The organism is Bradyrhizobium sp. SZCCHNR1098, assembly GCF_032489375.1.
GTDB lineage: Bacteria > Pseudomonadota > Alphaproteobacteria > Rhizobiales > Xanthobacteraceae > Bradyrhizobium.
Genome location: NZ_JAUEXY010000010.1, coordinates 245473 through 257957, shown reverse-complemented (window position 1 = coordinate 257957; position 12485 = coordinate 245473). Strand labels below are relative to the sequence as shown.

At 65.5% G+C, this 12485-nt stretch carries 10 protein-coding genes; 3 read left to right on the top strand and 7 right to left on the bottom strand.

Annotation, left to right across the window (positions count from 1 at the left end; translation table 11 throughout):
- The first annotated feature begins 27 nt into the window (after positions 1–27).
- Complete coding sequence (locus QX135_RS22155) at positions 28–1260, top strand: lytic murein transglycosylase (protein WP_316234282.1); 1233 nt, start codon at positions 28–30, stop codon at positions 1258–1260.
- 190 nt (positions 1261–1450) lie between these two features.
- On the opposite strand, the gene QX135_RS22150 is transcribed toward QX135_RS22155, so the two are convergent.
- Positions 1451–2242, bottom strand: a complete 792-nt coding sequence (locus QX135_RS22150) for an NYN domain-containing protein (protein WP_315737836.1) — start codon at positions 2240–2242, stop codon at positions 1451–1453.
- 295 nt (positions 2243–2537) lie between these two features.
- Between QX135_RS22150 and QX135_RS22145 the strand changes: the two genes are divergently transcribed.
- On the top strand, positions 2538–2939 hold the full coding sequence (locus tag QX135_RS22145; protein ID WP_315737835.1) for a hypothetical protein: 402 nt from the start codon (positions 2538–2540) through the stop codon (positions 2937–2939).
- Positions 2940–3060: 121 nt separating this feature from the next.
- Here the strand turns inward: QX135_RS22145 and QX135_RS22140 are convergent, their stop codons facing one another.
- The 3 genes from QX135_RS22140 to recJ all read right to left on the bottom strand — a co-directional run bounded on the left by QX135_RS22140 (position 3061) and on the right by recJ (position 7676).
- Positions 3061–4068 (bottom strand): serine hydrolase, encoded by a 1008-nt coding sequence (locus tag QX135_RS22140; RefSeq protein WP_315737834.1) that lies wholly within the window; start codon positions 4066–4068, stop codon positions 3061–3063.
- 433 nt (positions 4069–4501) lie between these two features.
- The gene (locus QX135_RS22135) at positions 4502–5458 is read right to left on the bottom strand and encodes an IS481 family transposase (protein WP_316234281.1); all 957 of its coding nucleotides are present in this window, start codon (positions 5456–5458) and stop codon (positions 4502–4504) included.
- A gap of 376 nt (positions 5459–5834) precedes the next feature.
- Positions 5835–7676, bottom strand: coding sequence for a single-stranded-DNA-specific exonuclease RecJ (recJ, locus tag QX135_RS22130; protein WP_315798556.1), 1842 nt, complete (start codon positions 7674–7676; stop codon positions 5835–5837).
- Positions 7677–7985: 309 nt separating this feature from the next.
- Here recJ and QX135_RS22125 point away from each other — a divergent pair, with 309 nt between their 5' ends.
- On the top strand, positions 7986–9074 hold the full coding sequence (locus QX135_RS22125) for a methyl-accepting chemotaxis protein (RefSeq protein ID WP_315737832.1): 1089 nt from the start codon (positions 7986–7988) through the stop codon (positions 9072–9074).
- Positions 9075–9084: 10 nt separating this feature from the next.
- Here the strand turns inward: QX135_RS22125 and QX135_RS22120 are convergent, their stop codons facing one another.
- The 3 genes from QX135_RS22120 to QX135_RS22110 form a co-directional block, all read right to left on the bottom strand.
- The gene (locus QX135_RS22120) at positions 9085–9804 is read right to left on the bottom strand and encodes a haloacid dehalogenase type II (RefSeq protein WP_316180051.1); all 720 of its coding nucleotides are present in this window, start codon (positions 9802–9804) and stop codon (positions 9085–9087) included.
- Between the two features lie 123 nt (positions 9805–9927).
- Positions 9928–10929, bottom strand: a complete 1002-nt coding sequence (gene glpX, locus QX135_RS22115; protein WP_315737830.1) for a class II fructose-bisphosphatase — start codon at positions 10927–10929, stop codon at positions 9928–9930.
- Positions 10930–11133: 204 nt separating this feature from the next.
- The gene (locus tag QX135_RS22110) at positions 11134–12453 is read right to left on the bottom strand and encodes a homoserine dehydrogenase (protein WP_316180053.1); all 1320 of its coding nucleotides are present in this window, start codon (positions 12451–12453) and stop codon (positions 11134–11136) included.
- Between the last annotated feature and the right edge of the window lie 32 nt (positions 12454–12485).

Here is a 12485-nt window from a genome sequence, read left to right as displayed (position 1 = left end):
CCCGCATCAGCGGGTAGACTGCCCTCCATGACTCAGTCCGATTCACAGCCCGATACGATGACCCGCCGCGCCCTGCTCCGCTCCGGCATCGGTGCCGCCGCGCTGCTCGGCCCCGCCCTGCCGGCAGCGGCTGCCCCGGCCGAGTTCGAGGCCTGGCGCGACGGCTTTCGTGCCCGCGCGCTCGCCAAGGGCATCTCGCCGGCCACCTGGACCCGGGTCATGGCGCGGCTCGAGCCCGACATGACCGTGTTCAAGGAGTTGCGCAACCAGCCGGAGTTCAAGGAGCAGCTCTGGCAGTACATCAACCGTCGCGTCTCCGACTGGCGCGTCATCAACGGCAAGATCGCGCTGCAGAAGAACGAGTCGCTGTTCGCGCGCATCGAGAAGGACTTTGGCGTCGAGCGCGGCACGCTGCTCGCACTATGGGGCGTCGAGTCCGCGTTCGGCGATCCCCTGGTGCAGCAGAATCACATGCGCCCGGTGTTTCCGGCGCTCGCCGCGCTCGCCTGGAATGAGCCACGCCGCAAGGCCTATTGGGAGACCGAGCTCACCAACGCGTTGAAAATCGTCGACCGCGGCTGGAGCACGCCGGAGGAGATGCGCGGCTCCTGGGCTGGCGCGATGGGCCACACGCAATGGATGCCTGAAGTGTGGCTCAATGTCGGCTTCGACTATGACGGCGACGGCAAGATCAACCCGTTCGGCAAGCCGGACGACGCGCTCGGCTCGACCGCGCGCTATCTCGTCAACCGCGGCAAGTATCACCGCGGCGAGCATTGGGGCTACGAGGTGCGCGCGTCCGGCAACATGTCGGGCAGCCGCAGCTACGCGGCCTGGCAGGCAGCCGGCATCACCCGCGCCGACGGCCAGCCATTCCCACAGCCCAATGCCACCGCGCAGCTCTGGATTCCGGTCGCGGGCGGCCCCGCCTTTCTGCTCGGCCCGAACTTCTATTCGGTGAAGTCCTACAATCCGGCGATGAGCTACGCGCTCGCGATCTGCCATCTCGGCGACCGCATCCTGGGCGCCCCGCCGTTCCTGCAGCCCTTCCCCGGCTCCGAGCGCGCGCTGACGCTTGCCGAGGTGCAGGAGATGCAGAAGCGCCTGACGGCCGCCGGCTTCGACACCGGCGGCACCGACGGCCGCGTCGGCAACGACACCATGAAGGCGATCCGCGACTTCCAGGCCAAGGCCGGCCTCCAGCCGGCCGACGGCTATGGCGGCTTGAAGGTGCTGGCGAAGCTCAGGCAGGGCGGCTAGCAGCGAAGAAATGTAGGGTCGGCAAAGGCGCGGCCGTGCTCTCGCCACCGGAGAGCTGGTAGTGGCGCCGTGCCCACCACCTCACCGCTGAGCACGCCGCCCGACGGTGGGCACGCTGCCGCCTTCGGCGGCTGCTTTGCTCACCCTACGTGTCCGTCATGTTGCGAGCAACGGCGACGCTCAGCTTGCGTCACGCCTTGGCCGCCGCCTCGCGGTGTCCCCTCGGCGCCTTCGCCTTGGGCTGCGACGCGCTCGACGCCCTGACGCGGATGCGCACCGAGCCGCCTTTCGGCTGCTCCTCGATCTCGAACGCGCCGGTCTTGCGCACGAGATCGCTCAGCTTGCGGCAGCCATAGGTGCGCGGATCGAAGTCGGAGACCAGGTTGGAGAGCTGCTTGCCGACCTCGCCGAGCGCGACCCAGCCGTCCTCGCTCTCCATCTGCGTGATGACGTTCTTGATCATCGGCGTCGCCGCGGTGATGGGCAAAAGAGATTTGGGTGCCGCAGCCGTATCGGCGTCCTTGCTGGTCGCGGCGTCGCTGCGCAAATTCTCGGTGTAGATGAACCGGCGGCAGGCCTGCCGAAAGCTCTCCGGCGTCTTCTGCTCGCCGAAGCCGAACACGTCGATGCCCTGCTCGCGGATGCGCGCCGCGAGCCGGGTGAAGTCGCTGTCCGAGGACACCAGGCAGAAGCCGTCGAACCGTCCGCTGTGCAGCAGGTCCATCGCGTCGATCACCAGCGTGATGTCGGAGGCGTTCTTTCCCGTGGTGTAGGCGAACTGCTGCTGCGGCACGATGGCGTGTCTGGCGAGCGTGTCGGCCCAGGGCCTGGAGCGCGGGCTGGAGAAGTCGCCATAGATCCGGCGCACGCTCGCCTCGCCGATCTTGGCGATCTCCTCGAACAGCCCGTCCACGATCTTGGCCGAGGCATTGTCGGCATCGATCAGAACGGCAAGACGCGGCGAGCGAGGTTCGGACGGCATCGGATAGTCCTCAAAGTTGGCCCAGTTCTCATTCCCTTATACGCGCCCTTATACGCGGGCCGACATCCAGCCGAATGATTTTCTTGAGACGAATGGCAAGACCACGGGATGCGCAACCAGGCACTCCGCGAGTCGCGGCACGGCTGGCTGGGTGTGCGGAGACCGGCCGCTGACGCTCCCTCCGTTCGTACACGAACAAATTTGGGTTCCAGGCCTGTTCTGACGGTTGTTTTCACCTTCTCTTAATTTGCCTCGCACAACGATGCGGACGACCCAACGATGGGATCTGCGGCAGATGATGAAGGAAGGCACCTATTCGGCCTGGTTCAGGACCCCCAAAGGCCAGGGAACCGGCATCGTCGAGCTGGTGGGCGGCAAGGTCTGCGGCGGCGATACCGTGCTGAGCTATGCCGGCAGCTACGAGACGCATGGCGATCGGTTTACCGCCATCATCAAGACGAAGCGTCACGCGCCGGGACAGCCGTCGCTGTTCGGCCCCGACGAGCTGACGCTCAGCCTCGAAGGGTGCTGCAGAGGCACGCCCGTCACGTGCTCCGGCTATGCCGCGGAAGCTCCCGACGTGCCGTTCGAGGCGCTGCTGCTGTTCTCGGCGTCCGACGACGCCGCACCTCCGCAAACGCCCCGGCCGACGCCGAAATTCAGTCCCGATCATCTGCCGAAGCCGTCCTGGCGCTGAGCTGTCGCGGTTGTCGAGGAGCCCTGTGTCGCGCGCTGCGACCCGATCCCACGGACGCTCGATCTCACCTGCTGAGACGTGATCCGATCTCAGATCGAGCGCGATCGCCATCGCATGCTCCTCACGGCACCGACGCGCTGATCCTGCTCACGAGATCGAGGACGCGCTGGGTTCGGACGCCATGCGGGTTGACGGCGAGATCGACCAGCTCGACCAGCACCAGGCGCTTCGACGGAACGACGACGACCAATTGCCCACCATAGCCATTGGCCAAGAAGGCGCTGACGCCCGGACTGCCCTTCGTGTACGTCCACCAGAGATAGCCATAGCCGCGTTCAGGCTGCTCGGTATCCGACAGCCGCGTCGTCGATTCCGTCACCCAATGAGCCGGGATCAGCTGGGTCCCGTTCCAGCGTCCGCCGTTGAGATAGAGCACGCCGAACCGCGCGAGGTCGCGTGCGCTCATGTGAAACACGTAGGCGGGATGAGAGGACGAGTCCTCCTTCTGGTAGTGACCATCCTTCGTCGAAAAATCCTCCATGCCGAGCGGCCGCGCGATCCGCGTCTCGAAGCTTTTGAACACGTCGCCCAGGGATTGCCGATAGATCGTGCCGAGCGCATTGAAATCCCAATTGTTGTAGTACCAGAAGCTGCCAGGCGGATGGCTTCCGCGGGCAGGCCGGAGGTCCTTCATCCGCGGCGTCTCGTAGGCCGCGAGATGATAGACGCCGGAACGAGCCATCAACAATTGGCGAACCGTCGCGGTCTTCTCGGTCGGCGACAGGGCGTCGGGACGATCGTCAATCGCAAGTTCGGCAAGGGTGCTGTCGAGGTTGATCCGGCCCTCCTCGACCGCCAAGCCGTACAGGGCGCTGATGAGGCTTTTGCGCTCGGACCGGATATTGACCTTGGCGCCGATGTCACCCGACGACGCAATGATCTCGTCGTCTCTGACCACCATGATCGCCGTCGGCTTCTGCGCGTCGGCGAACTGCTGAACCTCCTGCGAAATCGCCGCGGTCCAAGGCTTTTCGCTGGGGTTTGCTGTCTGCCAGTGCAGGCCCGGTTCGGCATGCGCCCACGGCAAGCACAGCAACAGCACCACGAAGACACCAGACAGATATTGCATCGAACACCCACATTGTCGGACAGCCGCCCTCGTCGCGAAGATGACTCAGTGCGCCAAGATGGCAAATTGGCAAGAACGAGCGGCAGGTTGCAACACCGACGTCCCGTCGCCGCGTGCTCCTCAACGCCACAGCAAGCGAACGTCATGTCTCGCACCGATGTCAGTCGGATGACCGAAACCGCTTTGGGAGGCGCAAGATTTCGCTTGCTATTCTTATGAAAATCGGAAATTATATGACGGTCCCGTCCTCATGAGAGGGGCGCTTCGCGATCGTCACGAACTTGGAGGATGGGATGCGGTGGCCGCGATCGTGTCGCAGCGTGCTCGATGTGCGCGGACGAACGGCAGGTTGCGGACGTGAAATCGCGTGGTCCTGGCGCCCCGATGCTGGCGCCAAGTCTTTGGGTGATGATGATCCCGGAGACGACGGTGGCTATCTGTGGAGCCTCAGGAGGTTGTCCTCGGTTAAACCGAGTCTGCTGATAGGCGGCTGGGAGTTTATGCCGCCGTGAGGCCGGTGCCAATTATACTGGTGCAGCCAGATGGGCAGTTGCGCGGCGCGCTGATCGGAAGTGGGATAGGTGTGTGCATAGGCCCACTCCCGGAGCGCTGTCTGGATAAAGCGCTCAGCCTTGCCATTGGTTCTGGGCGTGTAGGGCTTGGTGCGGATATGCTTGAGACCAATATCGCGGCAGGCCTTATCGAAATCGAAGCCGATATAGCAGCCACCGTTGTCGGTCATGACGCGGGTGACGGTAACGCCCAAGCTCTTGTAGTGAGCGACAGCGGCCTTGAGAAACGCAACAGCACTCTCGGCGGTCTGATCAGGCTTGAGCTGTGAAAAGGCGACACGGGAGTGGTCATCGATGCAGACATGCATGTACTCCCAGCCAAGTCCGCGACAATGACTATAGCCGTTCCGATTGCCGGTGACGCGATGGCCGCTTTGCGCGAAACGGCCGAGCTTTTTGATATCGATATGGATCATCTCGCCCGGCGCAGCGTGCTCATAGCGACGCACGGGTTCGATCGGCTCCAGATCACGGATTCGGTTCAACCCCAGTCGTCGCAGAACGCGGCTGACCGTGGCCGGCGACACCTTAACCTCAGCCGCAATCTGCTTGCCCGTGTGGCGCTGACGGCGCAAAGCCTCGATAGCGGTACATGTGGCAGCAGTGGTTTGGCCTGGCGATGAGTGCGGTCTGGAGGAGCGATCGAGCAATCCCTCGACACCTTCCTCGCGGAACCGCTTCACCCATTTGGCTACGGTCTTCGGCGTCGTATTGTACTGGTAAGCAGCTTCAGCATAGCTCAGCCCACCCTCAACGACACTCCGCACCATCGTCTCTCGACCTTTCGGTGTCATAGGCGCATTCTTGTGGACGTCCATCTGGTCTCTCCTTGGAACACTGAAGCTTCGCAACCTCAGCTTCCTCGGTTCAGACCGGATGGACAACCTCCTGGAAGACCACAGCTATCAAGCCGAACACCGGGGAGATCGCGTATAAGCGTTAAGACCTCCGCGCAGGGAATGCCGGTTGAAACGGCTTTGCCTGTGGTGACTGCCGCCTGCTTTTTGTTTGCAGGCGGGCCATGGGTGAGGCCTTCACCCGGCATTCCCTGCGCCCTCTCTTCTCTGATGAGGGTCTTGATCCAGCATCACTCGAGCGCAGATGCGCGGCGGGATTACAAAGACTTGCCCTGTAATCACGCGACGGCCCCCCGCACTCCGCTGTCGTCCCTGCCTCCGCGCGGTGTTGGGGCCGCTACCTGATCATCGCCGGTCCATGATCCGGCACGGCGACATCGAGCACGCGCAGTTGCACGCGCTCGACTCCCTGGTAGCGGTCGACGGTGAGCGTGCCGGCGACGTGCAGGATCTGGCCGCGATGCTGAACCAGCGCGTTGCCGAGCTTCTGGCCAACCGAGCGGAATGCGATGGCGTTCACCATGGCGCCGTCACCGGACTTGAAGCGCAACTTCAGATGCGCCTGCCCGACCTCGTCGGCATAGACCAGTTGATGCGATGGCAGCGCCACGATCGGCTCGGGATTGCCGCTGCCGAACGGACCGGCGCGATTGAGGGTCGCGACCAGCTCCGGCGTCGCGGCGCGCGCGCTGATGGCGCCGTCGATCAGGATCTCGTTGACGTGCCGTGCGTCGGCGACGTCGGCGGCGAGCGCGCTTTCGAGAAAGGCGCGAAACTCGGCCAACCGCTCCTTGCGCAAGGTGACGCCGGCGGCCATCGCGTGCCCGCCGCCCTTCATCAGGATGCCCTGCTCCACGGCATGGCGGACGGCCTTGCCGAGATCGACTCCGGGAATCGAACGGCCCGACCCGGTGCCGATGCCGCCGGGCTCGAGCGCGATCGCAAACGCCGGACGGGCAAACTTTTCCTTCAGCCGCGAGGCGACGAGACCCACGACGCCCGGATGCCAGCCTTCGGACGCCGTCACGATGACGGCGCCCTTGTCCTCCAGGCCGAGCGAGGCCAGCGCCTCGGCCTCGGCCTGCGCTTCGGCCTGCTGCTCGATGACGCGGCGCTCGCTGTTGAGGCGGTCGAGCTCGGCCGCGATGCGCGCGGCTTCGGAGACGTCGCTTTCCAACAGCAGCCGCACGCCGAGATCGGCGCGGCCGATGCGCCCGCCGGCATTGATGCGCGGTCCCAGCATGAAGCCGAGATGCCAGGCTTCGGGCGGACCGTTGAGCCGGGCGACATCCATCAGCGCGGTGTGCCCAACATGGTCGCGCCGGCGCATCGCGATCAGGCCCTTGGCGACGAACGCGCGGTTGAGCGCGATCAGCGGCGCGACGTCGGCGACGGTGCCGAGCGCGACGTGATGCAGCATGCTGAGCAGATCCGGCTCCGGGCGCGTGCTGCTCCAGAAGCCGCGGCCGCGCAGCTCGCGATTGACCGCAACCAGCGTGACCAGCGTCAGGCCGACCGCGGCGAGATAGCCGAGGCCGGAGAGATCGTCGGGCCGGTTCGGATTCACCAGAGCGTTAACCTCGGGCAGGTCCTCGCCGCATTGATGGTGATCGATCACCACCACGGACATGCCGAGCCGCCGCGCCTCCGCCAGCGGCTCGAGGCTGGTGGTGCCGCAGTCGACCGTCACGAGCAGCGTCGCGCCCTTGGCCGCGAGCGCGCGGATGGCGTCGACGTTCGGGCCGTAGCCTTCGAAGATGCGGTCGGGAATGTGGATCAGCGGATCGAGCCCGCAATGGCGCAGGTGCCAGGCGAGCAGCGCCGCCGAGGTTGCGCCGTCGACATCGTAGTCGCCGAAGATCGCGACCTTCTCGCCCTTGACCGCGGCGTCGGCAATGCGCTCGGCCGCCGCCTCCATCTGCGTCACCGTGAACGGATCCGGCATCAGCTTGCGGATGGTGGGATCGAGGAAGTCGTTGACTTGATCGAGCTCGACCTCACGCCCCGCCAGAACCCGGGCCAGCATCTCCGGCAGTTGATAGCGCTGCACCATCGCAAGCGCGCGCGCCGCGCCGCGCGCATCCAGCCGGTCGCGCCACAATTTGTTGGTCAGCGACAGCCGCACGCCCAGGAACGCCTGCGGGGCGCTCAGGGGCAGTGCAAGGGCGGATGGTGCCATGACGCGCGGGGCCTCGCTTGCAGCGCAGCGATTCGAAACGGACGCCGTCGAATCTACAGCAACTGGCCTGCCTCAGCAGGTTCCATCCATGAAACCCACCAGAATCGTCCCAGAACTTGGCGGAACTCACAGGAAATCAGGGAAATGCCGCCCATATACGGCTGGTTGCCTAAAATTCGAGCTGCGTTCAATGGAGTGCATTAAACAGCCGTTAGGCGAACTCCGTAACATTTCAATCAATTATTACATCCGATTTGTCCGCCCTCTTCGTGCCGACCAGGAGGCGCGGCAACATGGAGTTCATTGCCGATGCTGACCGCGCCCGAGTTGAAGACGCAGCCCTCCGCCGCTCCGGCACAAACGACTCCCAAGGATGACGAGACCGACGTCTCGGCGCTGATCGCCCGGCTCACCGGCGAGGTCAATCAGATCGCCTGCGAGAAGACCAAGTCGATCCAGCAGATCACCAACCAGATGAAGATGCTGGCGCTGAACGCGCTGATCGAGAGCTCGCGGGTCGGCGCCCAGGGCGCGGGCTTCGCCGTGGTGGCCCAGGAGGTCCGCGCCGTCGGACAGCTCGTCGAGACCATCGCGCGCGAGCTGGAAGGCCAGCTCACGACCCGCACCGGCAATCTGAAGAGCTCGATCGAACGCATGACCGAGCGGGCGCGCGGCGAGCGCATGGTCGATCTGGCGCTGAATGCGATCGAGCTGATCGACCGCAATCTCTACGAGCGGACCTGCGACGTGCGCTGGTGGGCGACCGATTCGGCCGTGGTCGATTGCGCGGCGGACCCAGACGCCGCACGCGTCGCCCATGTCTCCGATCGGCTCGCGGTGATTCTGTCGGCCTACACCGTCTATCTCGATCTGTGGCTGTGCGATCCGAGCGGCAAGGTGATCGCCAACGGCCGCGCCGACCGCTTCAACGTCGTCGGCCAGAGCGTCGCCGACACCAAATGGTTTCGCGAGGCGCGCGGACTGCGGTCGGGCGACGACTACGTCGCCGGCGACGTCGAGTGCCAGCCGCTGCTCGGCAACGCCCAGGTCGCGACCTATTGCGCCTCGGTCCGCGAGGACGGCAAGGCCCATGGCAAGCCGCTCGGCGTGCTCGCCATTCATTTCGACTGGGAGGCTCAGGCGCGCGCGATCGTGCAGGGCGTCCGCGTCAGCGAAAGCGACAAGGCGCGCGTGCTGCTGGTGGATTCGAATCTGCGCGTCATCGCGTCCTCGGACGGCCAGGGCATTCTCAGCGAGCGGGTGTCGCTGAAGCTCGATGGCAAACGCAGCGGCTTCTATCAGGACATCTCCGGGCGCATGGTCGCGTTCCACGCGACGCCCGGCTACGAGACCTACAAGGGTCTCGGCTGGTACGGCGTGATCGTGTCGGGTGCGTGAGGCAGGAGGATCAGCAGCCGAGCCGGTCGGCGATGCCGCCGAAATCATCGGCAACGATGTCCCAGGCGCCGGTGGCCTCGAAGTCGCGGCTCTGCAGCGGGCCGTATTCGGTGGGGCGAGCGACGAAGGCGGTCTTGAGGCCGTAGCGTTGCGCCGCCTCGAGATCATTGTTGTGCGCGGCGACCATCATGACCTCAGCGGGCGAAAGACCAAGGAGACGTGCGGCACCGAGATAGGTCTCGGGATCGGGCTTGTAGTGCGCGAACAGCTCGGCCGACAGGACGAGATCCCAAGGAAGCCCGGCAAACTTCGCCATGTTGGTGAGCAGCGCGACATTGCCGTTGGAGAGCGGCGCGATGATGTATTTGGACTTCAACCGGGTCAGCCCGGCGACACTGTCGGGCCACGGATGCAGCCGGTGCCAGCCGCGGGTGAGATGATCGAGATCGGCTTCGGTGAGGCCGGTGATGCCGAGCTGCGCGACCAGCGTCTCCAGCGAGCGCCGGTGCAGCACGTCGAGGATGACGTAGCCGCGCTCCGGATGCCTCCGGACCTCGTCCATCGAGCCGACATAGAGCCCGCGCCAGCCATCGACCAGCGCGGTCCAGTCACCCTGGATGCCGCGGGTCTTCGACCACGCGGTAAAGTCGTTGATCAGGCTGGTGCGCCAGTCGACGACAGTGCCGAACACGTCGAACACCAGCGCCTTGACCATGGACAGATCGGACATGCTGAGCCGCTCTCCAATTTCGTCATTCCGGGATGCGCGCACAGCGCGCAGACCCGGAATCTCGCGCCACGGTCTCGAGATTCCGGGTTCACGCTCCGCGTGCCCCGGAACGACTGCGCTGGATCAGTCGAGGTGGAATTTCGCCAGCTGGCGGTGCTCGGCGCGGATGTAGCGCACCGTGCCGGTGACCGAGCGCATCACGACGGTCTCGGTCTCGATGACGCCGTCCTTGCGGAACTTGACGCCGGAGAGCAGCGAGCCGGTGGTGACGCCGGTGGCCGCGAACAGACAGTCGCCGCGGGCCATGTCCTCGATGCCGTAGATCATCTTGGGATCACCGACGCCCATCTTGTGGGCGCGCTCGCGCTTCTCCTCGGTGTCGAGGATCAGGCGGCACTGCATCTGGCCGCCGATGCAGCGCAGCGCCACCGCGGCCAGCACGCCCTCCGGCGCGCCGCCGGTGCCGAGATACATGTCGACACCGGTGTTGTCGGGATCGGCGCAGTGGATCACGCCGGCGACGTCGCCGTCAGTGATCAGGCGTACCGCAGCGCCGGTCGAGCGCACGCCCTGAATGATGTCAGCATGGCGCGGGCGGTCCAGCACCAGCACCGTGATTGCGCCCGGCTCGACGCCCTTGGCCTTGGCGAGCCGGCGGACGTTGTCGGCAGGCGTCGCGTCGATGTCGACCACGCCCTTGGCGTAGCCCGGGCCGACCGCGATCTTCTGCATGTAGACGTCGGGAGCATGGAGGAGCGTGCCGCCATCGGCCATCGCCATGGTCGCGATCGCGCCGGGCATGTTCTTGGCGCACAGGGTGGTGCCCTCGAGCGGGTCGACCGCGATGTCGACCCTGGGGCCGGCATTGAGGCCGACCTTCTCGCCGATATAGAGCATCGGCGCCTCGTCGCGCTCACCCTCCCCGATCACGACCGTGCCTTCGATCGGCAGCTTGTTGAGCTCGCGGCGCATCGCATCCACGGCGGCCTGGTCGGCCGGCTTCTCCTGGCCGTGGCCGCGCAGCCGCGCCGCCGATACCGCCGCCCGTTCGGTCACGCGCACCAGCTCCAGCGTCAGGATGCGCTCGAGCAGCAATTGTTGCGGGACAGAAATCTGCGTCGACATCGGTCAACTCCTCAAGACGTCACGGCGGACATCCGCCATCAAAATCTACCGCTCGCACGCCGCCCCCCTGGGCGGCAGCCGGGTCAGGCGGTCGGCACGAATGGCCGTTCCCCGCCTGTCTACTCTCCTGGTTTGAGCATGAACCTATACCAAACGCCACGCGTTTGTTTGAGCAGGGACAAGCGGTTCCCTGTGCATCATGCGCTAGTTCTTCTCGATCCGGATCACCTGGGGCTTGCCGCTGATGACCTTGTCGCGCTGCACCGCCTGGAGCGCGCGATGCACGGCGTCCTCGTGGGTCGCGTAGGTGATCAGGATCACCGGGACCGGCGCGGACTTGCCGGCGGTCTTCGCCGGCTCGCTGCCGTTGGGATGGCGCTGCACGATCGATTCGATCGAGATCTTCTGCTCGGCGAGCCGGGTCGCGATGGTCGCTGCCGTGCCGGCATGGTCGCGCGCCATCAAGCGGATGTAGTAGCCGCCCTCGTGCCGCTCCATCGGCGCCTTCTCGGTCGCCTGCAGCCTGTCGACCGGCCGTCCGAACGGCGCCGCGCGGATACCGCGCGCGACATCGGCGATGTCGGCGACGACCGCGGAGGCCGTGGCGGCGCCCCCTGCCCCCGGACCGACCAGCGTGATCGGCGGGATACCGTCGCCGTCGATCGTGACCGCGTTGGTCACGCCCATGACCTGGGCGATCGAGGAGGATTTCGGCACCATCGTCGGATGCACCCGCTGCTCGATGCCCTTGGCGGTGCGCACGGCAACGCCAAGCAGCTTGACGCGGTAGCCGAGCTCAGCGGCCGCGCGCAGGTCCTCCGGCGCGATCGAGGAGATGCCTTCGACATAGACGGAGTTCTGCGCCACCTGGGTGCCGAAGGCGAGGCTCGCCAGAATCGCAAGCTTCTGTGCGGTGTCATGGCCGTGGATGTCGAACGACGGGTCAGCCTCGGCATAGCCCAGGCGCTGGGCATCCTTGAGGCACTCGTCGAACGACAGCCCCTCCTGCTCCATCCGCGTCAGGATGTAGTTGCAGGTGCCATTCAGGATTCCATAGACGCGGTTGATGCCGGTGCCGGCAAGCCCCTCGCGCAGGGTCTTGATCACCGGAATGGCGGCACCGACGGCCGCTTCGAAGTTCAGCGCGCCACCATGCTTCTCGGCCGCCCTGGCGAGCTTCAGGCCATGCTTCGCAATCAGTGCCTTGTTGGCGGTCACCACCGACTTGCCGGCCTTGAGCGCGGTGTCGATCGCCGACAGCGCGGGATCACCCGCGCCCCCCATCAGCTCGACCAGGCAGTCGATTTCGGGATCACCAGCCAGTGCGATCGGATCCTTGGCCCATTTGATCCCGGACAGATCGATGCCGCGCTTCTTGGCCTTCGACCGCGCCGTCACGGCAACGACCTTCACCGGGCGTCCCGTCCGCTCGGTGAGCACGCGCCCCTGACGCTCGATGAGACGAACGACCTCGACACCCACGGTGCCGAGGCCCGCGATGCCCACTCTCAGGGGTGCGACCATGGAATCAAAGAACCTGTCGAAAGGAAAATACG

Coding starts and splice junctions, on each gene's coding strand:
- QX135_RS22125 (WP_315737832.1), top strand. CDS start 7,986: ATGCTGACCGCGCCCGAGTTGAAGACGCAGCCCTCCGCCGCTCCGGCA.
- QX135_RS22140 (WP_315737834.1), bottom strand. CDS start 4,068: ATGCAATATCTGTCTGGTGTCTTCGTGGTGCTGTTGCTGTGCTTGCCG.
- QX135_RS22135 (WP_316234281.1), bottom strand. CDS start 5,458: ATGGACGTCCACAAGAATGCGCCTATGACACCGAAAGGTCGAGAGACG.
- glpX (WP_315737830.1), bottom strand. CDS start 10,929: ATGTCGACGCAGATTTCTGTCCCGCAACAATTGCTGCTCGAGCGCATC.
- QX135_RS22145 (WP_315737835.1), top strand. CDS start 2,538: ATGATGAAGGAAGGCACCTATTCGGCCTGGTTCAGGACCCCCAAAGGC.
- QX135_RS22155 (WP_316234282.1), top strand. CDS start 28: ATGACTCAGTCCGATTCACAGCCCGATACGATGACCCGCCGCGCCCTG.
- QX135_RS22110 (WP_316180053.1), bottom strand. CDS start 12,453: ATGGTCGCACCCCTGAGAGTGGGCATCGCGGGCCTCGGCACCGTGGGT.
- recJ (WP_315798556.1), bottom strand. CDS start 7,676: ATGGCACCATCCGCCCTTGCACTGCCCCTGAGCGCCCCGCAGGCGTTC.
- QX135_RS22150 (WP_315737836.1), bottom strand. CDS start 2,242: ATGCCGTCCGAACCTCGCTCGCCGCGTCTTGCCGTTCTGATCGATGCC.
- QX135_RS22120 (WP_316180051.1), bottom strand. CDS start 9,804: ATGTCCGATCTGTCCATGGTCAAGGCGCTGGTGTTCGACGTGTTCGGC.